Origin of the sequence: Nocardia terrae (assembly GCF_009760405.1) — a bacterium.
GTDB classification, from domain to species: domain Bacteria; phylum Actinomycetota; class Actinomycetes; order Mycobacteriales; family Mycobacteriaceae; genus Nocardia; species Nocardia terrae.
Genome location: NZ_WRPP01000001.1, coordinates 1 through 23,910 on the forward strand (window position 1 = coordinate 1; position 23,910 = coordinate 23,910).

Sequence of the window (23,910 nt, forward strand, 5' to 3'; positions counted from 1 at the left end):
CAGACCATTGGGTTGATAGGCCAGAACTGGAAGTCTGGTAACAGATGTAGGTGACTGGTACTAATAGGCCGAGGACTTACCAACAAAGAAGCTACGCGTCCACTGTGCAGTATCTGAAACAACACACGACTCCGTCGGAGCAAAGGGGCAAGCCCCTTTGAACCCCGAGGGAATTCGTGGGGGCATGCCCCCACACCCCCTAAAAGGGGTCCGGGGACTTGGTCCCCGGGAAAATTCTCTCGGCACACGGAGTGTGACAGTTTCATAGAGTTACGGCGGCTATAGCGGTGGGGAAACGCCCGGTCCCATTCCGAACCCGGAAGCTAAGGCCACCTGCGCCGATGGTACTGCACTCGACAGGGTGTGGGAGAGTAGGACACCGCCGGAACATCATTCGCGAAGGCCCCCAGCATCAGCTGGGGGCCTTCGGCGTTTCACGGGTACGGTCGTGGTGTATCCAGGATGCATATCGAGAGATATGGGTTCACAGAAAGCTCCCAGCGGATCGTCAGTTCGCGTGGGGATGGACAGACAATGATCGAGGGCATGGTCATCGAAGCAGTGCCGGCTACGACGCCGGTGGTCACCCGCGGACGGTTTCGGCTGTCGGCGTTCTGGCTGCCCGCGACGTACAGCTATGTCGGGCTGCTGATCGCCGTCGCTATCGCCCTCACCATGGTGAGCGCGAAGTCCGCGACGCGAATCGTGTTGCACGCCAGCACGAACCTGCACAACTTGGCCGACGGCCGGTTCGGCACTCTGTTCTCGAGCGCCTTCGTCGTCAGTGAGGGCGCTGCCACGGTCTTCATCATCGTTCCGCTGCTGGCATGCCTGCTCGCTGTGGCGGAGCGGCGTTTCGGCACCGTGCGGCTGCTGCACACCTTCCTGGTCGGGCATGTCGCCACGACCGTGCTGGTGGCCATCGGCCTGTGGGTGGCGGTGGAGTCGCAGCTGGTGCCGAACAGCATCACCACGGTGGAGGATGTGGGCGTCAGCTATGGCGCGATGGCCGTGGTGGGAGCGCTCGTCGCGGCGCTGCCGCCGCATCGCCGCTTCGTCTGGACGGCGAGCTGGCTGACGCTGGCGCTGGGCGGCGTGCTGGTGTGGCACACCTTCACCAATGTCGGTCACTTCCTGGCGCTGTGCCTCGGCCTGGGTATCGGCCGTCTGATGATCCGCCGTCAGGTGGCTCCGTTGCACCCGCTGAACTGGCTGGAATACCTGTTGCTGGCAGTCGGTTCCGTTTTCGCGTGCCTGATGCTCCTGGGCTGAGAGCCGGTCACTAGACTCGACCGGTGCGCCTTGTGATTGCTCGATGCCAGGTCGATTACGTTGGCCGTTTGACCGCCCACCTGCCCATGGCCCGCCGTCTGCTCATGATGAAGGCCGACGGTTCGGTGCTGGTCCACTCCGACGGCGGCTCCTACAAGCCGTTGAACTGGATGAGCCCGCCGTGCTGGCTGGAGGAGCGGGAGACCGATTCGGAGACGAGCCAACTCTGGGTCGTCACCAACAAGGCCGGTGAGGAGCTCCGCATCACCGTCGAGGATGTCGAGCTGGACTCCAAGCACGAGCTGGGCGTCGACCCGGGCCTGCAGAAGGACGGCGTCGAGGCGCACCTGCAGGAGCTGCTGGCCGAGCACATCGAAACCCTCGGCGCCGGTTACACATTGATCCGGCGCGAGTACATGACCGCTATCGGCCCCGTTGACATCCTGTGCCGCGACGCCGACGGCGCGACGGTGGCGGTGGAGATCAAGCGCCGCGGCGAGATCGACGGCGTCGAACAGCTCACCCGCTACCTCGAACTCCTCAACCGCGACCCGCTGCTGGCTCCCGTCGCCGGCGTCTTCGCCGCCCAGCAGATCAAGCCGCAGGCCAAAACCCTCGCCACCGACCGCGGCATCCGTTGCCTGACGCTGGATTACGACGCCCTGCGCGGCACGGAGTCCGACGAATTCCGCCTGTTCTAACCTCGACACCATGCCCCGCCGCAAGCCCCGCCCCAAGGACTCGGCGCGATCCCGCCAGGATCCGCGCCCCTTGGGCGACGTCTTCGGCCGCACCGAACCCGGCCCCGGCACCGACGAAACCTTCATCGTCCGCACCGTCCCCGGCACCCGAGCCACCAAGCCCTACCGTTGCCCCGGCTGCGACCACGTCATCCCACCCGGCACCCCCCACATCGTCGCCTGGGCCGCCCACGACGGCGAAGACGACCGCCGCCATTGGCACACCGGCTGCTGGAAGGGTCGCAACACCCGAACCATCACCCGCCGCTGGTCCTGACCCGTTCGTCGGTCGGTAGCGTCGCCGTCGGTGTGGGAGATGGGTTCTCCGCGAGTGCCCGTGAACACTGAGCCGAGGAAATCCACGATGGAGGAATCGGGAGCGGCATGGAGCAATTCCGGTGAGTCACAGCGCCTATCGACTACCGCGGGCAGGTTCGGCGCCCGCTCGGGCGATATGGGTGGTGCTGGGTTTCGTCACGATGTTCGGGTTGCCGGTCGTGGGCTGGTTCGCGGGTGCGTTGGCGGGTGCGGGCATCGTCTACGGTCTGAGCCCGGAGGACCACTCGTACCTGAATGCGGCTATCCCGTTGGGCGGCCTGGCCGGATTGGTTCTGGCGATTCTCGGTTGGACGCGTTCGATGCGCGTAATCCACCGGTACAGAATCGATTATCTGCGCAGTACGGGCACCTCGGTGACCGGCTCGGTGAATTTGTCCCGCTGTGAATACCTTTCGAACCCGCGCGGCCCCGGTTCATATGTGGTGCACCTTCATGTTCGTTTCGAGGATCCGCGCTCGGGTGTCGTCTACCAGGTGGTGCGAAAGTACCGATTTCGCCAGAGCCGGGAGCGGAGCGCGCGAGCGATGCAGGCCCGGCTCCCGCTCGGTACGCCGGTCACGGTCTTGCTCGGTCGGGGCGGTGCTGTCGCACTGGATGTTCCGGAGCGGCCGATGTGGTTCTACGTGTGGTGAACGGCCGGTACGGCGGGACACGGGCATAAGGAAGGCCGCTTCCCGGGGGGTTGGAAGCGGCCTTCGTACGGATGCGGGTTGTCGCCCGGTGGAGTGAATTAGCTGGAGATGTCGGCGTTTTCGCGTTCGTCGACGAGGTCTTCGTCGTCGCGGGCATCGGAGATGGCCTTGCGGCCGCCCTTGTTGAGGGAGCGCTGTTCCGGTGCGCCGTCGAGGAGTTCGCTTTCGCGGTTGACGGCGGCGAGCATGGCCGGGACCGAGTCGAGCTGGCCGCGGATGCCGAGCAGCTGGGCCAGGACGCGACCGCGCAGGACACGCATCTCCTCGGCGAGTTCCTTGGCGTGCGCGATCTTTCGATCCGCGGTGTTGGTCGCCGAGGTGATGAGGCGGTTGGCCTCGTCGGTGGCGTCCTTGATGCGCTGGGCGGCCTCGGCGCGCGAGGTGGCCTCCAGCTCCTCCATGGCGCGGGTCAGCTTGGTGCGACGCTCCGCCATGGTGACCTCGAAGTCCTGCTGCGTGGCCTTGCGCTTGGCCTCGGACTCCTTGGTGAGGCGGTCGGCCTCGGCATTGGCGGCTTCGACGATCTTGGCGGACTCGGAGCGCGCGTTGGCGAGGGTCTGCTCGAATTCGATCTCGAGCGCTTCGCGCTTCTCCTTGGTCTCGGAGAGGAGCGATTCGTACTTCCCACGCATTTCGGTCGCCTGCTGTTCGGCGATCGAAATCATTTCCGCGGCTTCGGCTTGCGCCTGGGCACGAACCTCGGAGGCCTCGTCGGAGGCCAGGCGCAGCATGCGCGAGATGCGATCGGACATACCTTCGGCGGTGGTCGGCGGCACGGAGAGCCGGTCGACCTCCTTACGGAGCTCGTCGATCTCGTCCCGGGCATCCTCGAGCTGGGCTGCGAGATTGCGGGCCTGAGCCGCGGCGGCATCGCGATCGGTCGCGGTGACCCTTAGCTCGGCATCGAAACGGTCGAAGTAGTTACGCACCTCGTCACGGTCATAGCCCTTCCGCACAACGGTAAAGGGCAGTGCAACGAAGCGATTACGATCGGGCTCAGTGGACGACATGCCCCACAAACTACAGCCTGACGACCACTGATGGTGACCCGACCGCGAATGTTGTTACAGCCTCTTTAGGGTGCCGGATTGCGGTACTAGTGGGTAGTTTTCGCGGCCGGTTCGACGAGTTCGACCAGCACACCGCCAGCATCCTTGGGGTGGATGAAGTTGATGCGGGAACCTGCGGTTCCGCCCCGCGGCTCTGCGTACAGCAAACGCAAGCCCCGTTCACGCAGTTGCGCGGAAACCGCCTCGACATCGGTGACCCGATATGCGAGCTGCTGCAGGCCAGGCCCGTTTCGATCGATGAACTTCGCGATCGTCGACTCCTCGTTCAGCGGAGCCAGCAACTGCAGAGCGACCGAGCCCTCGGGCGTGCCGGGCACCGACAGCATGGCCTCGTGCACGCCCTGCGCCTCATTGATCTCGCGATGCGTCTCGACCATCCCGAGATTGTCCCGGTACCAGGCCACCGCGGAATCGAGATCCGGCACGGCGATACCCACATGATCGACGGCGACAACGTATTCCGACGGGATGAATTCGGTGTTCATCGACGGCGCCGCCGTCGTGTTCTCGGTGTTGCTCACACCACGAACGGTAGCGCGCACCCACATACCCTCGCCGAAGTGCTGCGAGTTACCGTGGAGTACTGCTCCGATGGTTGGCGGAGCGGTCACCATACGACGTAAGCGAGGCCATCATCGTGTCCACCACCTCCGTCATCGTCTCCGGCGCGCGTACCCCCGTCGGCCGGCTGCTCGGATCGCTGAAGGGCTTCAGCGGCTCCGACCTGGGCGGGGTCGCCATCAAGGCGGCGCTGGAGAAGGGCGGGGTCGCGCCCGAGCAGGTCGATTACGTGATCATGGGCCAGGTGCTCACCGCCGGTGCGGGCCAGATCCCGGCCCGGCAGGCCGCGGTCGCCGCCGGCATTCCGATGGACGTCCCGGCGCTCACCGTCAACAAGGTGTGTTTGTCCGGTATCAACGCAATCGCCTTGGCGGATCAGCTGATTCGCGCCGGTGAGTACGAGATCGTCGTCGCCGGCGGCCAGGAGTCCATGACCAACGCCCCGCACCTGCTGGAGAAGAGCCGCGAGGGCTACAAGTACGGCGACGTGAACCTGCGCGACAGCATGGCCTACGACGGCCTGTACGACATCTTTACCGACCAGGCCATGGGCGCGCTCACCGAACAGCGCAACGACGCCGACAAGATCAGCCGCGAGGAGCAGGACGCCTTCGCCGCCGCCTCGCACCAGAAGGCCGCCGCCGCGTGGAAGAACGGCGTCTTCGACAACGAGGTAACCCCCGTTGCCATCCCGCAGCGCAAGGGCGACCCGGTCCTGTTCGCCGAGGACGAGGGCATTCGCGCCGACACCACCGTCGAGTCCCTGGGCAAGCTGCGCCCGGCCTTCCGCAAGGACGGCAGCATCACCGCCGGCTCCGCCTCGCAGATCTCCGACGGCGCGGCCGCGGTCGTCGTCATGTCCAAGGCCAAGGCCGAGGAGCTGGGCCTGAGCTGGATCGCCGAGATCGGCGCGGCCGGCGTGGTCGCGGGCCCCGACTCCTCCCTGCAGGAGCAGCCGGCCAACGCCATCGCGAAAGCCTGTGCGAAGGAAGGCATTTCCCCCGCCGACCTCGACCTGGTCGAGATCAACGAGGCCTTCGCCGCGGTCGGCATCGCCTCCACCCGCAAGCTCGGCATCGACGCCGACAAGGTGAACGTCAACGGCGGCGCCATCTCCATCGGTCACCCGCTGGGCATGTCCGGCGCCCGCATCGTCCTGCACCTGGCCCTCGAACTGCAGCGCCGCGGCGGCGGTGTCGGCGCGGCCGCCCTGTGCGGTGGCGGCGGCCAGGGCGACGCCCTGATCATCCGCGTGAAGTAAGCGGAATCATCCGCGGAACCAGACGGATCGGCTATCACCGACGGCCCCGGCTCGAAACGAGCCGGGGCCGTTCGGTTTTGGGGGTTCGGTGGTGTTCGTGGTCGGGGTCCGGGGCACGGCCTCCCATTTCTGTCATGGGGGTTTGGGGGCACCGCCCCCAAAACAATCTCCTCACCCGCTGGCAGCGGGTGTGACCAGCTCCACTACGGGGCGTCGTAGGCGTCGGGCACAATGGACCCCATGGGTGATCTGTTCGACCTGTCCACGGTCGCGAAGCGCGTGCGGTTCTTCGGCCTCCTCGAGGTTCCCTCCTGGGTGCTGCTGTTCATCGGCTCGGCGCTGAAGCGCGCGGATGCGCTGGGCATCGCCGATCAGCCGATCAAGTGGCCGGTGATGGTGTTCGGCATGCTGCACGGCATCGTGTTCCTGGCCTACGCCATCAACTGCCTGTTGGCGTCGCGTGAATTCGAATGGCCGGGCAAGACCACGGGTCTGGCGCTGGCGTCCTCGGTGGTGCCGTTCACCTCCGTGTGGTTCGAGCGGTGGGCGATCAACTCCGGTCAGCTGGGTGAACTGAGCCAAGGCGCGACACCGGCCGCGGCTCGTTCGTGACAAACTGGATGTCGTGACTCGACCCGCACGCCGTCCTTCCGCCGCCGCAGCCGCCGCCATGTCGGGCGCGGTTGACCTGTCCGCCCTCAAGCAGCCGGCCGCCGCGCCGGGGGAGGTCCCGGGCGACCACGCCGTCACCGAGGCCAACTTCGAGGATCGGGTGCTGCGGCGCTCGACCCAGGTGCCGGTGGTGGTGGCGCTGTACTCGCAGCGCAGCCCGGGCAGCATCGAACTGGTGAAACTGCTGGAGAAGCTGGTCGCCCAGGGTGGCGACTGGGATCTGGCGACCGTCGAGGCCGAGGCCAATATGCGGATCGCGCAGGCCTTCGGCGTGCAGGGCATTCCGACCGTGGTGGCGGTGGCCGCGGGCCAGCCGCTGGCCGACTTCACCGGCAACCAGCCCGAAGAGCAGGTCACCCAGTGGCTGGCCGCCGTCGTGGACGCCGTGCGCGGCAAGCTCCCCGGTGTCGGCGAGGGTGAGGCCGCCGAGCCCGAGGCGCCCGAGGACCCGCGCTTCGTCGCGGCCGAAGAGGCTTTGGAGCGCGGCGATTTCGAGGGTGCCGTCACCGCCTACCAGACGATCCTGACCGCCGAGCCGAACAACGCCGAGGCGAAGGCCGCCCTGCGTCAGGTCCAATTCCTCTCCCGCGTCCAGGAACTCGATCCGGCCGCCCTCGCGAAGGCCGACGCCGACCCGGCGAACCTGGACGCCGCGATCGCCGCCGCCGACCTGGAAATGTTCAACCAGCAGCCCGAAGCCGCCTTCGACCGCCTCATCGCCCAGGTCAAGCGCACGGCAGGCGACGACCGCACCCGAGCCCGCACCCACCTGCTCGAACTCTTCGAACTCTTCGACCCCGCCGAGCCCATCGTGGTCGCGGCCCGCCGCAAGCTCGCCGCCGCCCTCTACTGACGCTTTCCACGATCAGGGAGCTCTCACCGTTGGGAATCGGACGAATTCCCGCAGTGAGAGCTCCCTGATCTTGTTCAGACCTTGGGGAGGGCGCCCAGGGCGGCGTCGATGCGGGGCTGGGGGAGTTCGAAGTCGGGGATTTCGCCCGAGAGGTAGCGCTCGTAGGCGGTCATGTCGAAGTGGCCGTGGCCGCACAGGGCGGTCAGCAGGACCTTCTCCTCGCCGGATTCGGTGCAGCGCTCGGCCTCTTCGATGACGGCGGCCAAGGCGTGTGAGGGTTCGGGGGCGGGGAGGATGCCCTCGGTCTTCGCGAACATGACTGCCGCGGCGAAGCATTCGCGCTGCTGCTTGGCCACCGCCTCGAACATTCCGAGCTCGTAGATGTGCGACAGCAGCGGCGACATGCCGTGATAGCGCAGCCCGCCCGCGTGCACGGGATCGGGGATGAAATCGTGGCCGAGGGTGTGCATCTTCATGAGCGGCGTGAAGCCCGCGGTGTCGCCGAAATCGTAGGCGTAGATGCCGCGCGTGAAGGACGGGCAGGCCGCGGGCTCGACCGCGCGGATGACGGGATCGGCTCGGCCCGCGAGCTTTTCGCGCAGGAAGGGCAGGAACAGGCCCGCGAAGTTGGATCCGCCGCCGGTGCAGCCGACGATCAGGTCCGGAAGTCGTTCGCTCGCAGCCGCGAACTGCTTCAGCGCTTCCTCGCCGATGACGGTCTGATGCAGCAGCACATGATTGAGCACGCTGCCCAGGGCGTAACGGGTGGCCGGATCGGCCGCCGCCACCTCGACCGCCTCGCTGATGGCGATGCCCAGGCTGCCGGGCGAATCCGGGTCGTCGGCAAGGATTTTCGCGCCCGCCGCGGTGACCGGTGAGGGGCTGGCGTGCACGGTCGCGCCCCAGGTCTGCATGAGGGTGCGCCGGTGCGGTTTCTGGTCGTAGGAGGCGCGCACCATCCACACCTCGCAGTCGATGCCGTACTGCGCGCAGGCGAAGGCGAGCGCGCTGCCCCACTGGCCCGCCCCGGTCTCGGTGGTGAGACGGCGGGTGCCCTCGGCGAAGTTGTAGAACGCCTGCGGCACAGCGGTATTCGGCTTGTGCGAATCGGCGGGGGAGACGCCTTCGTATTTATAGTAGATGTGTGCCGGTGTGCCCAGCGCCTTCTCCAGCCGTCGCGCCCGGTACAGCGGCGTCGGCCGCCACAGCCGGTACACGTCGATGACCTCGTCGGGAATCTCGATGTAGCTCTCGGCGCTCACCTCCTGCCGGATGAGCTCCATCGGGAACAGCGGGGCCAGATCCTCCGGTCCGACCGGCTGCCTCGTATCCGGATGTAGTGGTGGCGGCGGTGGCGCGGGCAGGTCGGGGACGACGTTGTACCACCGCCGGGGGATCTCGGATTCGTCCAGTGTGATCTTGGTGCGCTCGTCCATCGCAGCCTCCCGGCTCGAATCGGCTGATCTACCCAGACTCCTCCCGCGATCCGGTGTTGGTGTCGAATTCGCCGGATTGTCTCTATCGCACACGGCCCATAGTTAGTAAGCTGGTGCGTATGATAAGCACGTACGACGAATTGTTGAGATCCGGGACCGAACTGATCGAATTGGACGCGCGGGCGGTCCGCGTGAGCATCTCGGTGGTGTCGTGTCTGACTCCGGCGCAGCTGGACGCGCCGACGCCCTGTGTCGGGTGGACGCTGCGAGATCTGCTGGAGCACATGATCGTTCAGCACAAGGGCTTCGCCGCGTCCGCGCACGGCGAGGGCGATATCGCGTTGTGGAAGCCGCAGCCGCTCAGCGATGATCCGATCGCCGAATACCGGGCGGCGGCCGAGCAGGTGCTGGCGGCCTTCGCGGAGCCGGGCGTGCTGGAACGGCAGTTCCCGCTGCCGGAGGTGCGGGGCGGCATCGTGATCCCCGCGCCGCTGGCGATCAGCTTCCACTTCATCGACTACGTCGTGCACGCCTGGGATGTGGCGCGGGCCCTGGGCGCGACCGTCGAATTCGAGGACGATCTGCTGAGCGCGGGCCTGCCGGTCGCGGAGGCGGTGCCGCGCGGCGCGGATCGGGAGCAGCCGGACGCGTCCTTCGCCCCCGTCATCGAGGCGCCGGACGCGACCGGGCTCGACCGGATCCTCACCGTCCTGGGTCGCTCGCCCCGCTGGCCGGAGTGACGGGCGACAGCCAGATCGCACCGTGCGGCGGCAGCGTCAGCACGATCGAGGCCGGACGGCCGTGCCACGGTTCGGCCGTCACCGGAATCTCCCCGGCATTGCCGATGCCATTGCCGCCGTAGGCGATGGCATCGGTGTTCAGCACCTCGCGCCACGAAAGCTGTTCGAGCCCCGGCACTCCGATGCGGTAGCCGTCGAGCCGGCGGCCGGAGAAGTTGTAGACGCAGGCGAGGATCGAGCCGTCGGCGCCGTAGCGCAGGAACGACAGCACATTGTTGTCGCGGTCGTCGGCGTCGATCCAGGAGTACCCGCCGGGCGAGGTGTCCTGACTCCACAGCGCGGGTTCGGCGACATAGCGCCGGTTGAGATCGCCGACCAATGTCTGAATGCCTTGGTGCAGTGGGTTTTCCAGCTCGTGCCAGTCCAGCCCGCGGTCGTGGTTCCATTCCCGGAACTGACCGAATTCCTGCCCCATGAACAGCAGTTGCTTGCCGGGGTGCGCCCACATGTAGGCCAGCAGTGCGCGCACTCCGCTCGCCTTGGTGAAATCGTCGCCGGGCATGCGGGTCCACAGCGTGCCCTTGCCGTAGACGACCTCGTCATGGCTGATCGGCAGTACGTAGTTCTCGCTCCAGGCGTAGGTCAGCGAGAAGGTGACCTCGTTGTGGTGCCAGGTGCGGTACACCGGATCGTGAGCCAGATAGCCGAGCGTGTCGTGCATCCAGCCCATGTTCCATTTCATGGTGAAGCCCAGTCCGCCCACCTCGGTGGCGCGGGTGACGCCGGGCCAGGTGGTGGACTCCTCGGCCACGGTCAGCACGCCCGGATGATGCTTGTGCACGGTCGCGTTCATTTCCTGCAGGAACGAGACCGCCTCCAGGTTCTCGCGCCCGCCGTGAATATTGGGCTCCCAGTCCGGGCGTGAGTAGTCCAGGTAGAGCATGGAGGCGACGGCGTCCACGCGCAGGCCGTCGATGTGGAATTCCTCGATCCAGTACAGCGCGTTGGCGACCAGGAAGTTGCGGACCTCGTGGCGTCCGAAGTTGAAAACGTAGGTGCCCCAGTCGAGTTGCTCGCCGCGGCGGGGATCGGCGTGCTCGTAGAGGGCGGTGCCGTCGAAGCGGGCCAGCGCCCATTCGTCGCGCGGGAAATGCGCGGGCACCCAATCGAGGATGATGCCGATTCCCTTGCGGTGCAGATGATCCACCAGGTAGCGGAAGTCGTCGGGAGAGCCGAAGCGGGCGGTCGGCGCGTAGTACGAGGTGACCTGATAACCCCAGGACCCGCCGAACGGATGCTCGGCGACCGGAAGCAGCTCGACGTGCGTGAAACCCTGCGCGAGAACGTATTCCGCGAGCTGATCGGCGATCTCGCGATAGCCGAGCCCCGGTCTCCAGGAGCCCAGATGCACCTCGTAGCCGCTGACGGGAGCCCGCAGCGGATCGGTCTTCGCCCGGGTCCGGAGCCATTCGGCATCGCCCCAGGCGAATTCGCTCTCGGTGATCACCGAGGCCGTCGCGGGCGGCAGTTCGGTGGCGAACGCCATCGGGTCGGCGTGGTCGACGGTGCGCCCGTCGGCCCCGTGCACGCGATACTTGTACAGCGCGCCCGGCCCGATGCCCGGCAGGAACAGCTCCCACACCCCGGAATCGCCGAGTTTCCGCATGGGCGCGGTGTTTCCGCTCCACCCGTCGAAGTCGCCGATCACGGCCACGCCGCGCGCGTTCGGCGCCCACACCGCGAACGCCGTCCCGGAGATCTCGCCGTCCAGGGTGGAGTAGCGCTTCGGGTGCGCGCCCAGCACATCCCAGAGCCGTTCGTGCCGCCCCTCCCCGAGCAGATGCAGATCGACCTCGCCGAGCGTCGGCAGGAATCGGTACCCGTCGGCCTCCACGACGGTGCGCCCGCCGGGGTAGGAGGCGACGATCCGGTAGTCCCAGAGGTCGGCATACGGCACGACCCCTTCGAAGACGCCGCGATCACTGTGCGCCAGTGGATGATCCACGCCACCGACGCGTGCCGCGACCGTCTCGGCGTGCGGCCGCAGCACCCGGATGATCGTCCCGTCGGGATGCGGGTGCGCGCCCAGCACCGTGTGCGGATCGGGGTGGGTGCCCGCCGCCAGCAGCACCAGGTCGCGCCGATTCATCGGAACGATCGGCGATGGGCGAGCTCGGTGCGCGCGGCGGCCGGGACCGGCGGCAGGGTCAGGATGTGCGCGACCGCCCGCGTCGGATCCAGGCGCACGTAATTGCTCTGGCCCCAGTGGTATTCCTCGCCGGTGATCTCGTCGACCACGACCGGCCGATCGTGCCATTCGCGGCCGATGGCGGCTAGATCCAGCGACACCATGCCCTGTTGCGCGCCGAACGGGTCCAGGTTCACCACCACCAGGACGGCATCGCCGGTGGTGGGATCGAACTTCGAAAAGGCCAGCAGCGCATCGTTGTCCACGTGATGGAAATGGATGCAGCGCACCTGCTGCAGTGCCGGATGCGCGCGCCGGATCTCGTTGAGCCGGGTGAGCCACGGCTCCAGGGATTCCCCGCGCGCGGCGGCCTCGGCGAAACGGCGCGGGCGCAGCTGGTATTTCTCCGAATCCAGGTATTCCTCGCTGCCGGGCTGCACCGCCTGGTGCTCGTACAGCTCGAAACCGGAGTAGACGCCCCAGCTGGGTCCGAGCGTGGCCGCCAGCACGGCGCGGATCGCGAACATGCCGGGCCCGCCGTGCTGCAGGCTCTCGTGCAGGATGTCGGGCGTGTTCACGAAGAGGTTGGCCCGCGCCTCGTCGGCCTTGCCCGCCAATTCCCGCCCGAATTCCTCGATCTCGTGTTTATGGGTGCGCCAGGTGAAATACGTGTAGGACTGGCTGAATCCGCGCCGCGCCAATCCGTACATGCGGGCCGGTCGGGTGAATGCCTCGGAAAGGAAAATGATCTCCGGATTCCGGTGGTGCACCTGTGCGATGAGCCATTCCCAGAAATCGGCGGGTTTGGTGTGCGGATTGTCGACCCGGAATATGGTGACGCCCAATCCGATCCAATGCCGCACCACCCGCAGCACCTCGGCGTAGAGGCCGTCAGGATCGTCGTCGAAATTCAGCGGATAGATGTCCTGATACTTCTTCGGCGGATTCTCCGCGTAGGCGATGGTGCCGTCGGGCAGTGTGGTGAACCATTCCGGATGCGAGGTCACCCACGGATGGTCGGGCGCGCACTGCAGCGCCAGGTCGAGTGCCACCTCCAGGCCCAGATCGCGTGCGGTCGAGACGAAATCGGCGAAGTCGGCCTCGGTGCCGAGCAGCGGATGAATCGCGTCGTGCCCGCCCTCGGCGGAACCGATGGCCCATGGCGAGCCCACATCCTCGGGCCCGGCGGTCAGGGAATTGTTGGGCCCCTTGCGATTCACCTTCCCGATGGGGTGGATCGGCGGCAGGTACACCACGTCGAAGCCCATGGCGGCGATGCGCGGCAGATCCTTGGCGGCGGTGGCGAAACTGCCGTGCACCGGTGTGCCCTCGGCATCCCAGCCGCCGGTGGAGCGGGGGAAGAATTCGTACCAGGCCCCGTACAGCGCCCGCTGTCGTTCCACCTGGACGGTGTGCAACGGACCGTGGGTCACCAACTCCCGCAAGGGCGTTGCCCGCAGGATGGCGCCGACCTCGGCGCTGAAGGCGGGTGCGACGCGCGCGGGCAACTGTGCGTCGGCGCGCAGTGCGGCCGCCGCGTCGCGCAGGATCTCCCACTGCTTCTTGGGCACCGCCAGGGCGGCCCGTTCCAGCAGTCGCGCCCCGATTTCGAGATCATTGGCCAGATCGACCGCGCTCTGCCCGACCGCGAGCTTGGCTTCGACGCCGGAGCGCCAGGTGGCGATGGGATCGCTCCAGCCCTCGATCCGGAAGGTCCAGCGCCCGGGCTTGCCGGGGGTGAACACCGCGTTGAAGACGTCCGGCTCGTACTCCGGTGTCATGCGAATCCGCTGTGTGCGAGACGAACCCGGGCCGCGCACGGCCAGCGTGGCGGCCACCGCCTCGTGGCCCTCTCGCCAGACCACCGCGCGCACCGGCACGACCTCGCCGACCACGGCCTTGCTCGGCCGGCCGCCGGGGATCGCGGGGGCGGTGTCATCGATTGCGATGCGGCCGGTCACGCCCTCGAACTTACCGGAGTGGCTACTGCTGGCCCGGTTTGAGGAGCACGAACAGGCCGTGCGCCTCGGCGCAGAGCCGGTCGCCGTCGTGCAGGGTGGCGCGCACGAACACCTTGCGGCCCTCCTGCCGCTCGACCCAGCCGTGCACCTGCAGTTCGGTGTTGAGTGGGGTGATCGACCGGTAGTCGACGTGCAGGAAGGCGGTGCGGGTGGCCTGCCGGGTGTAGATGGCCGCCGTCATGCCGAGCAGGTCGTCGAAGCCCAGCGCGATGTGGCCGCCGTGGGCCGCGTTGTTGCCGCCCAGGTGGAAGGTGCGGAAGGTGATGCGCGCCCGCACGCCCTCCTTGCTCGCCGAGTCGACCAGGAACGGCGGCAGCGTGATGTTGCCGCGCGCGGGCAGGTCGTTGCGGTGCCAGGCCGGGGCGTTCCATTCGTCGCCGACGACCTCGTCCAGCTTGGCGTTGAGTTCCTTCAGCGTGGTGATGGCCTCCAGCGCCAGCTCATCGGACGGGTCGGCCAGCCGCACCCGGTCCATGAGCCCGCGCACCTGGTCGATGAACTCGCCGTAGTGCACGCCGCCCTTGGTGTTGTCGCGGCCCAGTTCTCGGATCGGCCGGAACCCGCCCTCGTGATGCTCCTGGGTGGGCGGTCCGTCAACCGCTTCGATCTGCTGCTCGCTCATATAGAACACGTTATCGGTTGCCATCGGGATGCTCCCGCCCGCCCCGGCCTTTTGAGCTGCTGATACGTGCAAGGTTCGCTCGCGGCCCAAGGCGCAGGTCGATGGAGCCGCTCGTTCTGGACTGAGCGGAGCGGAGGAGCGAAGCGGGGGAGCGGAGGGAGGGAAGAACGAGACTTTCGGGGCCGCGAACCCGCCCGGAGCGAAGCGGAGGGCAAAATAGACACCGTGAAGGCACTGCGTCGATTCACCGTTCGAGCCCACTTGCCGGAGCGGTTGTCCGCATTGACCGAGCTGGCGACCAATCTGCGCTGGTCCTGGCATGGGCCGACACAGGATGTGTTCGCCGAACTGGACCCCCGCTTGTGGGTCGAGGTCGGGCACGATCCGGTGCGGATGCTGGGGGAGGTTCCGGCCGAGCGGCTCGACGAGCTGGCGGCCGACGACGCCTACACGCGACGGGTGGATGCGGCGGCCGCCGATCTGGCCGACTACCTGGCCCGGCCGCGCTGGTTCCAGAAGCAGCAGCGGGGGCCGCGCGGAATCGCCTACTTCTCCATGGAGTTCGGTGTCAGCGAGGTGCTGCCCAACTATTCGGGCGGGCTCGGGATCCTCGCGGGCGACCATCTCAAGGCCGCCTCGGATCTGGGACTGCCGCTCATCGGCGTCGGATTGCTGTACCGCTCCGGCTATTTCCGGCAGTCCCTGACCGCGGACGGCTGGCAGGCCGAGCACTATCCGGCCCTGGACCCGATGGGCCTGCCGTTGCGCATGCTCACCGACGGCGGCGCGCCGGTGCTCATTCACGTGGCGATGCCCGAGGGCCGGGTGCTGCGGGCACGCGTGTGGATCGCCCAGGTGGGCCGGATTCCCTTGCTGCTCTTGGATTCCGACATCGCCGAGAACGATCCGGAACTGCGGGCCGTCACCGACCGGCTCTACGGCGGCGACCAGGACCACCGCATCAAACAGGAGATCCTCGCCGGTATCGGCGGCGTGCGGGCAGTGCGCGCCTACACCCGCGCCAACGGCCTGCCCGACCCCGACGTCTTCCACATGAACGAGGGCCACGCCGGATTCCTCGGCATCGAGCGCATTCGCGAATACATGGCCGCCGGAATGGATTTCGACTCCGCGCTGACGGCCGTGCGCGCCGGGACGGTCTTCACCACCCACACCCCGGTCCCCGCCGGCATCGACCGCTTCGCGAGCGGCCTGGTGCGCCGCTACTTCGGCGGTGCGCACGGCGAGCGGGAATCCCCTGTGCTGCCGGGCGTCTCGGTCGATCGCATCCTGGCCATGGGGCGCGAGGCCGACCCCTCGGTGTTCAACATGGCCCACCTCGGCCTGCGACTCGCCCAGCGCGCCAACGGCGTTTCGAAGCTGCACGGCGAGGTCAGCCGCGCCATGTTCGCCCCGCTGTGGCCCGGCTTCGATGCCGCCGAGGTGCCGATCGGCTCCATCACCAATGGCGTGCACGCCCCCACCTGGGCCGCGCGCGAATGGATCGACAAGGCGCGCGAACTCATCGGCGACGAACTGGTCGAGGAGGCCCGCGGCTGGGAACGCCTCTGCGATGTGGACCTGCGCGAACTCTGGTCGACCCGAAATGCGCTGCGCGGCCTGCTCGTCGACGAGGTGCGCCGCCGACTGCGGAACTCGTGGCTCGAACGCGGGGCCGCCCCCGCCGAACTCGGCTGGATCGACGAGGTCTTCGACCCGAACGTGCTGACCGTCGGCTTCGCCCGCCGCGTCCCGACCTACAAGCGGCTCACCCTGATGCTGCGCGATCCGGACCGCCTGCGCGCCATGCTCCTCGACCCCGAACGCCCGGTGCAACTGGTGGTCGCGGGCAAGTCGCACCCCGCCGACGACGGCGGCAAGGCCCTCATCCAGCAGATCGTCCGCTTCGCCGACGACCCGGCCGTGCGCCACCGCATCGTCTTCCTGCCCGACTACGACATGTCCATGGCCCGCTACCTGTACTGGGGCTGCGACGTCTGGCTCAACAACCCGCTGCGGCCATTGGAAGCCTGCGGCACCTCCGGCATGAAGTCGGCCCTCAACGGCGGCCTCAACCTGTCCATCCGGGACGGCTGGTGGGACGAGATGTACGACGGCGAGAACGGCTGGGCCATCCCCACCGCCGACGGCGTCCGCGACGAGCACCGCCGCGACGACCTCGAGGCCGCGGCCCTCTACGAACTGCTGGAACGCGCGGTGCTGCCGCGTTTCTACGACCGCGACCACGACGGCGTGCCCGTGCGCTGGATGGAAATGGTCCGCCACACCCTGCGCACCCTCGGCCCGAAAGTGCTGGCGTCGCGCATGGTCCGCGACTACGCCGTCGACTATTACGCCCCTGCCGCCGCGGCCTATGACGCGGTGTCCGCCAATGACTTCAAGGGCGCCCAGGACCTCTCGGTCTACCGCCGCCGCGTCGAATCCGCCTGGCCCAGCGTAAAAGTCTTCCAGGTCGACAGCTCCGGCCTGCCCGACATCCCGGTCATCGGCGCCGAGCTGGCGCTGCGCGCCCGCATCGACCTCGGCGGCCTCACCCCCTCGGATGTCTCCGTGCAGGCCGTCCTGGGCCGCGTCTCACCCACCGACGACCTCGCCGACGTTCACGCCTTCCCGATGCGCCATCACGGAATCGACTCCGGCGCAGACATTTTCACCATCGAGACCCCGGTCCCGATCTCCGGTGCGGTCGGCTACACCATCCGCGTCCTCCCGCACCACCCGCTGCTGGCCACCGACGCCGAGCTCGGCCTGGTGGCCACGCCGAGCCCCTGACCGTCAGCTCGGCGCGACCAGCATCCGCTTGAGGATCTTCCCGGTCGTGTTGCGCGGCAATGCGTCCAGGAAGGTCACGTCGCGCGGCACCGAGAAGCGGCTGACGCGGTGGCGGATGTAGTTGCGGACCATGTCGGAGTCGAGGCCGGAGCCGGGGCGTTTCACCACGAAAGCGGCCAGACGCTGGCCGAATTCGTGGTCGGGGACGCCTACCACCGCTACCTCGGAGACCTGGGGGAGGTGGGAGAGGGCCTCCTCGACCGCGCGCGGGAAGACGTTCTCGCCGCCGGAGATGATCATCTCGTCGTCGCGCCCGGCCACGAACAGCTTGCCCGAGGCGTCCAGATAGCCGATGTCGCCGGTGTCGAGCATGCCGTCGGCCTCGTCGGGCGGAGTGGCATCGGTGTAGCCGTCGAAGAGCATGTGGTTGCCGACGAAGATGCGCCCGGTCGCACCCACCGGCACCGGCCGCCGATCCGGGCCCAGCACACCGAGTTTCGTGCCCAGCGGCGGGCGACCCGCGGTGGTGGGTGACATGCGCAGATCCGCCGAGTCCGCGATGGAGGCCCACGACACCTCGGTGGAGCCGTACACGTTGTAGAGGATGTCGCCGAAGGCGTCGAGGAACCTCAGCACCACCGCGCCCGTCAGCGGTGCACCGCAACTGGCCACGATGCGCAGGCTGGACAGGTCGTAGCGAGCGCGAACATGGGTGGGCAGGTCCAGGATCCGGTTCACCATGATGGGCACCACGATCAAGGCGGTGACCTTGTTCTCGGCAATGCGGCGCAGGCAGTCCTCGGCGTCGAAGCGGTCACCGAGCAGCACCGTCGCCCGGATCGCGGTGGAGATCTGCAGCGCGCCCAGCCCCCAGGTGTGGAACAGCGGCGCCGGGATGAACATGGTCTCGTTGGTGCCGAACGGGATTCGCGACAACAGTGCCGCCACCGTCCCGAACCCCTTGGGGTGCGGCCGCCGCGCGCCCTTGGGCGTCCCGCTGGTCCCCGAGGTCAGCACCACCAACCGACCGGGCCGCGGCGCCTTGCGCGGCGGCTCCTGCCGCATGGCGATGAGTTCCTCGATGGTGGTGCGCCCCGGATCCGGCGGGACGTCGTCGCTGGTGAAACGTGGCAGATCGGTGGGCAGGTACCGGACCAGATGCTCGAACTCACTGTCCACGAACAAGGCCGAGAGCCGATGCCGGCCCACGATCTCCTCGACCTGCCGGGCGGGCAGCCCGGTATTGAGCAGCACCGCGTCCGCGCCCGACTTGCCCGCGGCCACCATGCACTCGACCAGCCCGGTGTGATTGCGGCACAGCAGCCCGACCGCGGTCCCCGGACCGAACCCGAGCGCGTGGAACGCGCCCGCGAGCGCGCTGCTGCGCGCGTGCAACTGGTCGAAGGTGCTCGAATACCGGTCGTCGATCACCGCCGCCCGCTGCGGTGAGTGCGCGGCCGCCGCCGCGTACCCGCCCGCCAGGCTGAAGCCCCACTTGGCCAGTCCGCCTATCTGTTTCAGCCCCACATCGGGCCGATAGGTGCGCACCACGCCCGAGGACACCATCTGTTTGACGACCCCGGCCTGCATCTTCATCGGCGAGTTCTCGCCGTTGACGATGAGCGAGGTCGGCGTGCCGTGGATCAGATCGCCCATGCGCTTCAGCGCGGCCTGCGTCCAGAGCACCACCGCCGAGTTCGGCAGCTGTGCCAGCAGCGGATGCACCTGCCTCGCCTTGAAATAGGTGACGTACACCCTGGTGTGCTCGCCGTCCCCGCGCAGCCGCACCGCCACGAAGCTGCCGCGCTCCGGGCAGTGCAGCTCGAAGCTCTCGCCCGTGCGGGTGATGTGGAGTTGGACGCGCAGCACCTGGACTTCCATGCCGTTGCCGCCGACGCGCATATTCAGCGTCGGGTGTTCGTCCACGGTGTCGAGTTGTTCGCACGCGCCGATTCCGGGAAATAGCCGGGGATAGGTCTGCGGGTCGACCAGCACGTCCCAGATCGCTTTGCGGGCGATCGCGAACTCCGCGACCGCGTCGATGACATCGGTTACCACTGGCGACTACTTCTGCCTGGCCGGTTCCCCTGAAAACCACCGGCTGATTACGTATTTGTAACGTCCCAGACAGTAAGGGTCAAGAGTCTTAAATTACCGGCCGGTAATTAGTTTATTTGCCATTGAATTGCGCTGATGGGGCGGGGAAAACAAGACTCAGGCGAGTGTGATAGCTCACGATTCGCCGGGTCGGTTCATGTTCGGACATACGGAACAAGTACGGTGCCCACGGCAACCTTCGTACCTTCCTCCGACTGGAGACACCCACACATGAGCACCGACGTGCTTACGCGCACCAAGGGGCGCGTCGACGCGTATTTCGGCATCAGCGAACACGGTTCCACCTTCAAGCGCGAGCTCATGGCGGGAACCATCACGTTCCTCGCCATGTCCTACGTGCTCGCGGTGAACCCGCGCATCCTGGGCGACGGCCCCGCGGGCGATCTCCACGACAAGGGCATGCCCATCCAGGCCGTCTTCACCGCCACCGCCGTCGCCGCCATCTTCGGCACGCTGGTCATGGGCCTGTGGGCGCGCTACCCCGTGGCGCTCGCCCCGGGCATGGGCCTCAACGCCTTCTTCGCCTACACCGTCGTGCTGCACATGGGAATCCCGTGGCAGGAAGCCCTTTCGGGCACGTTCCTCTCCGGCGTCATCTTCTTCGTGCTGGCGGTCACCAAGATCCGCGAGAAGATCATCGAAGCCATCCCCATGCAGATGAAGCTGGCCGTCGGCGCGGGCATCGGCATGTTCGTGGCCTTCCTCGGCCTCAAGAGCGCGGGCATCGTGGTGTCGGATCCGGCGACCCTGGTGCACCTGGGCAACTTCCACCACGGCACCACGCTGCTGGCGGTGTTCGGACTCGTGTTGACCGTCGTCTTCCTGGTGCTGGGCTGGCACGGCGCGGTGCTGTACGGCATTCTCGCCACGGCCGTCGTGGGGATCGTGTGCGGTCTGGTGCAGATGCCGGACTCGGTGGCCGCGCTGCCGCACGGGCTCGACCAGACCTTCGGTCAGGCCATCATCCATCTGCCCGGCGCCTTCACCGGGCAGATGGCGATCGTGGTGCTGACCATGCTGTTCGTCGACTTCTTCGATGCCTCGGGCACCCTGATCGGCGTGGCCAAGCAGGCCGGTCTGCTGACTGCGTCGGGCAAGCTGGACCGCGCCGGGCAGGCGCTGGCCGCGGACTCGGTCGGCACCGCCGCGGGCGCGATCATCGGCACCTCCTCGACCACCGCCTACGTCGAATCCACCGCGGGTGTGTCGGCGGGCGGGCGGACCGGGCTGACCGCGGTCGCCACGGCCGGCTGGTTCATGATCGCCATGTTCTTCTTCCCGCTGTTCGCGGTGTTCGCCAATGTGTCGGCGGTGACCGCCCCCGCGCTGATCGTGGTCGGCGTGCTCATGGCGCGGTCGCTGGGTGAGATCGACTGGGGCCGTTTGGAATACGCGGTCCCGGCCTTCATCACCGTGATCATGATGCCGTTGACCTACTCCATCGCCAATGGCATCGCCATGGGCCTGCTGTTCTACCCGGTGGTCATGGTCGCCAAGGGGCGGGCGCGGGAGGTCCATCCGATCATGTGGCTGCTCATGGCGGTGTTCCTCTCCTACTTCTGGTTCCTGGCCAAGTAATCGAGGGATCCGAAGAAATCGGGCGCGAGGCGGAATAGCCTCGCGCCCGTTCTCGTTGGGGACCTGCTGTAGGCTTCGAAGCGGACCATGGTCCGGTTGGAATCGCCCCCCGAGCCGTAAGACCCGAAAGACGAGGACCCCGACATGACCGCAACCCTGAACGCCGCCACCCGCGACACCGCTGTGAACGGAGTGACCGGCGCCGATATCGGCCTGCTCGTCGCCCGCGTGGGCTTCGGCGGCCTGCTGGCCGTGCACGGTAGCCAGAAACTGTTCGGCTGGTTCAACGGCTACGGCCTGGACGCCACCGCGAAGGCCTTCACCGGCATGGGCTACGACCCCGGCAAGTTCTTCGCGACCCTGGCCGGACTGAGCGAGATCACCGGCGGTCTGCTGCTCGTACTCGGGTTGCTGACGCCGCTGGCCGCCGCCATCGCGCTGGGAACCATGCTGAACGCCCTGAATGTCACCCGGGGCAATGGGTTCGCGATGTGGGAGCCGGCCGCGGTGTACGCCATCGCGGTCGTGGCGATCGGCTTCACGGGCCCGGGCCGGATCTCCCTGGACTCGGGTCGTCCGTGGCAGCGTCAGGGACTGGTGTGGGGCGCGGCCGCCGTCGTGCTCGGCGTGGTCGGCGCGCTCATCACGCTCGCGGTGAAGTAAGCGGCGGAGAAAGAGTTTTCGGTGTCCCCGCGCCGCGTGCAGGGCTTGGCGCGGGGACGACGGACACGTCCGATGTGGGAATTGGGGGGTACACCGGAGTATCGAAAGCCAATTTAGTTCCGATCAGAAGTAGAAACCACCCCTGTGACTGTTCTCACAGACGTCATTTCATTTGTGCGACACTATTTGTCAGTCTTTCGAGAGCTTTTGTCACAACTTGGGGATCGGACGTTTCCCAATAGGGCGGCAAAGATGCTCGGAGATAACCGCCATAGCGCGCGGTGGCGAGTCGCGAATCCAGAATTGCGATAACTCCGCGATCGTCCGTACTCCGCAGCAAACGGCCCGTTCCCTGCGCCAACAGCAGCGCCGCGTGATTGGCCGCCACCGACAGAAAACCATTGCCACCACGCGATTCCACCGCCCGCTGGCGCGCCACCAGCAGCGGATCGTCCGGCCGCGGGAACGGAATGCGGTCCAGGATCACCAGACTCAGCGACGGGCCCGGCACATCCACGCCCTGCCACAGCGAAAGCGTCCCGAAGAGTGAGATTTCCGGATCGTCGGCGAATTTGCGGACAAGGGTGCCGGTGGCATCGTCGCCCTGGCACAGGATCGGTGTGTCCAGGCGTTCTCGCAGAATTTCCGTGGCCGCCTTGGCCGCTCGCATCGACGAGAACAATCCCAGGGTGCGCCCGCCCGCGGCACGAATGAGGCGTTCGATCTCGTCCAGATAGGACTGCGGCAGGCCGTCGCGCCCGGGTGCGGGCAGATGCTTTGCCACATAGAGGATTCCGGATTTGGCGTGGTCGAACGGCGATCCGACGTCGACGGAATTCCAGCGCAGCGACTTCTCGTCGGAGGGGGCCTCGATGCCGCTGGCCAGCGCCGGATCCACCTTCGACGCCGACTGCGGCGGCAGGCCCCAGGTCACCGCCAGATTGTCGAACGAGCCGCCGATCTGCAGGGTGGCCGAGGTCAAAATCACGGTGGCAGTGCCGAACAGGCGGCTGCGCAGCAGGCCGCCGACCGAGAGCGGGGCCATGTGCAGCGTGCGGCGCGGCACCCCGCGCAGCTCCTCGGACGCCAGCCAGATGACATCGCGGTGCGCGGAGGGGTCGGCCTCCTCGAAGGTGGTGAGCACGCGGACCGCCGCGTCGTGCACCTCCTCGACGGCCGCCACCGCCTGATTGCGGGCCGCCGCGCCTTCCGGATCGGTGCCGGCCGAGCTGCCGCCCTGCGGGTTCAGTGCGGTGCGCACGTTCCAGGCCGCGTCGCGGACCAGCGCGAGCACCGGGGCCGCGCCGTCCGGCAGCCGGTCCCAGCGCCCGGGATTCAGGTCGTCGAGCAGGCTGTGCCAGGCCTCGGCCGCGCTTTCCAGGCGGTCGACCTCCTGCTCGTCGATGAGCTTGGTGCAGCGCTTGGCCGCGGCGCTGATGGCGGCGGTGGAGAGTTCCGCGGTGGCCACGCCGGTCACCCGGTCCACCAGCTCGTGCGCCTCGTCCACGACCACCACGTCGTGTTCGGGCAGCACCTGGATGCCGCTGATGGCGTCGATGGCCAGCAGCGCGTGATTGGTGACCACCACGTCGGCCTGCCCGGACTCGGCGCGCGCCTTCTCCGCGAAGCAGTCCTGGCCGAACGGGCACCGCGACTTGCCCAGGCATTCGCGCGAACTCACGCTCACCTGCCGCCAGGCCCGATCGCTCACCCCGGGGACGAGTTCGTCCCGATCCCCGGTCTCGGTGTCGGACACCCACTCGTGCAGGCGCTGCACCTCGCGTCCGAGCTTGGAAATGGCGAAGGCGTCGAACAACTCGGCTTCCGGTTCGTCCGGAATCGCACTGTTGATCTTGTTCAGGCACAGATAGTTGTTGCGGCCCTTGAGAATCGCGAACTGCGGCACCCGCCCGAGCGGGGCGGCCAATGCCTCGGCCAGCCGCGGCAGGTCTCGATCGACCAACTGCCGCTGCAGTGCGATGGTCGCCGTCGACACCACAACAGTCCGACCGGTTCGCACGGAATGCCGCAGGCTCGGCACCAGATAGGCAAGCGACTTACCCGTACCCGTCCCCGCCTGCACCGCGAGATGCTCGCCGGTGTCGATGGAATGCGCGACGGCCGCGGCCATCGTCTGCTGTCCCGTGCGTTCCTTACCCCCCAACGCCTCGACAGCGGTACTCAACAGCTTCGGTACGGGAGGCAGTTCGGGCACGGCGGCCAGATTACTGCGCTCAGCCGACAACCCTCGCGCAAACCTCGGCGGGCCGCCCGTCAGGACCGATTTCCGC

General features: G+C 67.5%; 19 protein-coding genes and 2 rRNA genes. 13 read left to right on the forward strand and 8 right to left on the reverse strand.

Features of this window, described 5'->3' with window-relative positions:
- The 6 genes from GPX89_RS00005 to GPX89_RS00030 form a co-directional block, all read left to right on the forward strand.
- Positions 1-84: ribosomal RNA gene (locus GPX89_RS00005) — 23S ribosomal RNA — on the forward strand; the annotation flags it as partial.
- A gap of 187 nt (positions 85-271) precedes the next feature.
- Positions 272-388 (forward strand): 5S ribosomal RNA (gene rrf / locus GPX89_RS00010).
- A 158-nt stretch (positions 389-546) separates the two neighbouring features.
- Complete coding sequence (locus GPX89_RS00015) at positions 547-1,272, forward strand: rhomboid-like protein (RefSeq protein ID WP_157354366.1); 726 nt, start codon at positions 547-549, stop codon at positions 1,270-1,272.
- A 23-nt stretch (positions 1,273-1,295) separates the two neighbouring features.
- On the forward strand, positions 1,296-1,973 hold the full coding sequence (gene nucS / locus GPX89_RS00020) for an endonuclease NucS (RefSeq protein ID WP_328601353.1): 678 nt from the start codon (positions 1,296-1,298) through the stop codon (positions 1,971-1,973).
- Between the two features lie 10 nt (positions 1,974-1,983).
- Positions 1,984-2,289 carry an ATP/GTP-binding protein gene (locus tag GPX89_RS00025; protein WP_157354368.1) on the forward strand — a complete coding sequence of 102 codons (306 nt, stop codon included), beginning with the start codon at positions 1,984-1,986 and terminating at the stop codon, positions 2,287-2,289.
- 121 nt (positions 2,290-2,410) lie between these two features.
- Entirely contained in the window at positions 2,411-2,983 is a 573-nt protein-coding gene (locus GPX89_RS00030; protein ID WP_157354369.1) for a hypothetical protein, read from the forward strand.
- Positions 2,984-3,081: 98 nt separating this feature from the next.
- Here GPX89_RS00030 and GPX89_RS00035 read toward each other — a convergent pair whose 3' ends face one another.
- Both GPX89_RS00035 and mce read right to left on the reverse strand, forming a co-directional pair.
- Positions 3,082-4,053, reverse strand: coding sequence for a coiled-coil domain-containing protein (locus GPX89_RS00035; protein WP_157354370.1), 972 nt, complete (start codon positions 4,051-4,053; stop codon positions 3,082-3,084).
- Positions 4,054-4,139: 86 nt separating this feature from the next.
- Entirely contained in the window at positions 4,140-4,598 is a 459-nt protein-coding gene (gene mce, locus GPX89_RS00040) for a methylmalonyl-CoA epimerase (RefSeq protein WP_157386840.1), read from the reverse strand.
- A 152-nt stretch (positions 4,599-4,750) separates the two neighbouring features.
- Between mce and GPX89_RS00045 the strand changes: the two genes are divergently transcribed.
- From GPX89_RS00045 to GPX89_RS00055, 3 genes are all read left to right on the forward strand, one after another.
- Complete coding sequence (locus tag GPX89_RS00045) at positions 4,751-5,935, forward strand: acetyl-CoA C-acetyltransferase (RefSeq protein WP_328601354.1); 1,185 nt, start codon at positions 4,751-4,753, stop codon at positions 5,933-5,935.
- A gap of 240 nt (positions 5,936-6,175) precedes the next feature.
- Positions 6,176-6,547, forward strand: coding sequence for a DUF3817 domain-containing protein (locus tag GPX89_RS00050; RefSeq protein ID WP_157354372.1), 372 nt, complete (start codon positions 6,176-6,178; stop codon positions 6,545-6,547).
- Positions 6,548-6,605: 58 nt separating this feature from the next.
- Positions 6,606-7,460 (forward strand): tetratricopeptide repeat protein, encoded by an 855-nt coding sequence (locus GPX89_RS00055; protein ID WP_157386841.1) that lies wholly within the window; start codon positions 6,606-6,608, stop codon positions 7,458-7,460.
- 74 nt (positions 7,461-7,534) lie between these two features.
- Here GPX89_RS00055 and GPX89_RS00060 read toward each other — a convergent pair whose 3' ends face one another.
- Entirely contained in the window at positions 7,535-8,896 is a 1,362-nt protein-coding gene (locus GPX89_RS00060; protein WP_157354373.1) for a TrpB-like pyridoxal phosphate-dependent enzyme, read from the reverse strand.
- A gap of 119 nt (positions 8,897-9,015) precedes the next feature.
- Between GPX89_RS00060 and GPX89_RS00065 the strand changes: the two genes are divergently transcribed.
- Positions 9,016-9,636, forward strand: coding sequence for a TIGR03086 family metal-binding protein (locus GPX89_RS00065; RefSeq protein ID WP_157354374.1), 621 nt, complete (start codon positions 9,016-9,018; stop codon positions 9,634-9,636).
- Here the strand turns inward: GPX89_RS00065 and glgB are convergent.
- Genes glgB through GPX89_RS00080 form a run of 3 tightly spaced genes read right to left on the reverse strand, consistent with a single transcriptional unit; the run spans position 9,599 to position 14,491 of the window.
- On the reverse strand, positions 9,599-11,785 hold the full coding sequence (gene glgB / locus GPX89_RS00070) for a 1,4-alpha-glucan branching protein GlgB (protein WP_157354375.1): 2,187 nt from the start codon (positions 11,783-11,785) through the stop codon (positions 9,599-9,601). The genes GPX89_RS00065 and glgB overlap by 38 nt on opposite strands.
- Positions 11,782-13,785 carry an alpha-1,4-glucan--maltose-1-phosphate maltosyltransferase gene (locus GPX89_RS00075; protein WP_328601355.1) on the reverse strand — a complete coding sequence of 668 codons (2,004 nt, stop codon included), beginning with the start codon at positions 13,783-13,785 and terminating at the stop codon, positions 11,782-11,784. Before GPX89_RS00075 ends, glgB begins: the two co-directional genes overlap by 4 nt.
- Before the next feature lie 22 nt (positions 13,786-13,807).
- Positions 13,808-14,491 carry a PaaI family thioesterase gene (locus GPX89_RS00080; protein ID WP_407939285.1) on the reverse strand — a complete coding sequence of 228 codons (684 nt, stop codon included), beginning with the start codon at positions 14,489-14,491 and terminating at the stop codon, positions 13,808-13,810.
- A 201-nt stretch (positions 14,492-14,692) separates the two neighbouring features.
- Here GPX89_RS00080 and glgP point away from each other — a divergent pair, with 201 nt between their 5' ends.
- The gene (glgP, locus tag GPX89_RS00085) at positions 14,693-17,260 is read left to right on the forward strand and encodes an alpha-glucan family phosphorylase (RefSeq protein ID WP_328601356.1); all 2,568 of its coding nucleotides are present in this window, start codon (positions 14,693-14,695) and stop codon (positions 17,258-17,260) included.
- Between the two features lie 3 nt (positions 17,261-17,263).
- Here the strand turns inward: glgP and GPX89_RS00090 are convergent, their stop codons facing one another.
- A complete protein-coding gene (locus GPX89_RS00090; protein ID WP_328601357.1) occupies positions 17,264-19,318 on the reverse strand; it encodes an AMP-binding protein in 2,055 nt (684 codons plus the stop codon).
- 270 nt (positions 19,319-19,588) lie between these two features.
- Here GPX89_RS00090 and GPX89_RS00095 point away from each other — a divergent pair, with 270 nt between their 5' ends.
- Together GPX89_RS00095 and GPX89_RS00100 are read left to right on the forward strand one after the other, a co-directional pair.
- The gene (locus tag GPX89_RS00095) at positions 19,589-20,956 is read left to right on the forward strand and encodes an NCS2 family permease (RefSeq protein WP_157354376.1); all 1,368 of its coding nucleotides are present in this window, start codon (positions 19,589-19,591) and stop codon (positions 20,954-20,956) included.
- A 144-nt stretch (positions 20,957-21,100) separates the two neighbouring features.
- On the forward strand, positions 21,101-21,619 hold the full coding sequence (locus GPX89_RS00100) for a DoxX family protein (RefSeq protein ID WP_157354377.1): 519 nt from the start codon (positions 21,101-21,103) through the stop codon (positions 21,617-21,619).
- A gap of 163 nt (positions 21,620-21,782) precedes the next feature.
- On the opposite strand, the gene GPX89_RS00105 is transcribed toward GPX89_RS00100, so the two are convergent.
- Positions 21,783-23,834 carry an ATP-dependent DNA helicase gene (locus GPX89_RS00105; RefSeq protein ID WP_328601358.1) on the reverse strand — a complete coding sequence of 684 codons (2,052 nt, stop codon included), beginning with the start codon at positions 23,832-23,834 and terminating at the stop codon, positions 21,783-21,785.
- Between the last annotated feature and the right edge of the window lie 76 nt (positions 23,835-23,910).

Coding starts and splice junctions, on each gene's coding strand:
- GPX89_RS00035 (WP_157354370.1), bottom strand. CDS start 4,053: ATGTCGTCCACTGAGCCCGATCGTAATCGCTTCGTTGCACTGCCCTTT.
- GPX89_RS00060 (WP_157354373.1), bottom strand. CDS start 8,896: ATGGACGAGCGCACCAAGATCACACTGGACGAATCCGAGATCCCCCGG.
- GPX89_RS00080 (WP_407939285.1), bottom strand. CDS start 14,491: ATGGCAACCGATAACGTGTTCTATATGAGCGAGCAGCAGATCGAAGCG.
- mce (WP_157386840.1), bottom strand. CDS start 4,598: ATGAACACCGAATTCATCCCGTCGGAATACGTTGTCGCCGTCGATCAT.
- GPX89_RS00055 (WP_157386841.1), top strand. CDS start 6,606: ATGTCGGGCGCGGTTGACCTGTCCGCCCTCAAGCAGCCGGCCGCCGCG.
- GPX89_RS00100 (WP_157354377.1), top strand. CDS start 21,101: ATGACCGCAACCCTGAACGCCGCCACCCGCGACACCGCTGTGAACGGA.
- GPX89_RS00095 (WP_157354376.1), top strand. CDS start 19,589: ATGAGCACCGACGTGCTTACGCGCACCAAGGGGCGCGTCGACGCGTAT.
- GPX89_RS00065 (WP_157354374.1), top strand. CDS start 9,016: ATGATAAGCACGTACGACGAATTGTTGAGATCCGGGACCGAACTGATC.
- GPX89_RS00025 (WP_157354368.1), top strand. CDS start 1,984: ATGCCCCGCCGCAAGCCCCGCCCCAAGGACTCGGCGCGATCCCGCCAG.
- glgB (WP_157354375.1), bottom strand. CDS start 11,785: ATGAATCGGCGCGACCTGGTGCTGCTGGCGGCGGGCACCCACCCCGAT.
- GPX89_RS00050 (WP_157354372.1), top strand. CDS start 6,176: ATGGGTGATCTGTTCGACCTGTCCACGGTCGCGAAGCGCGTGCGGTTC.
- GPX89_RS00015 (WP_157354366.1), top strand. CDS start 547: ATGGTCATCGAAGCAGTGCCGGCTACGACGCCGGTGGTCACCCGCGGA.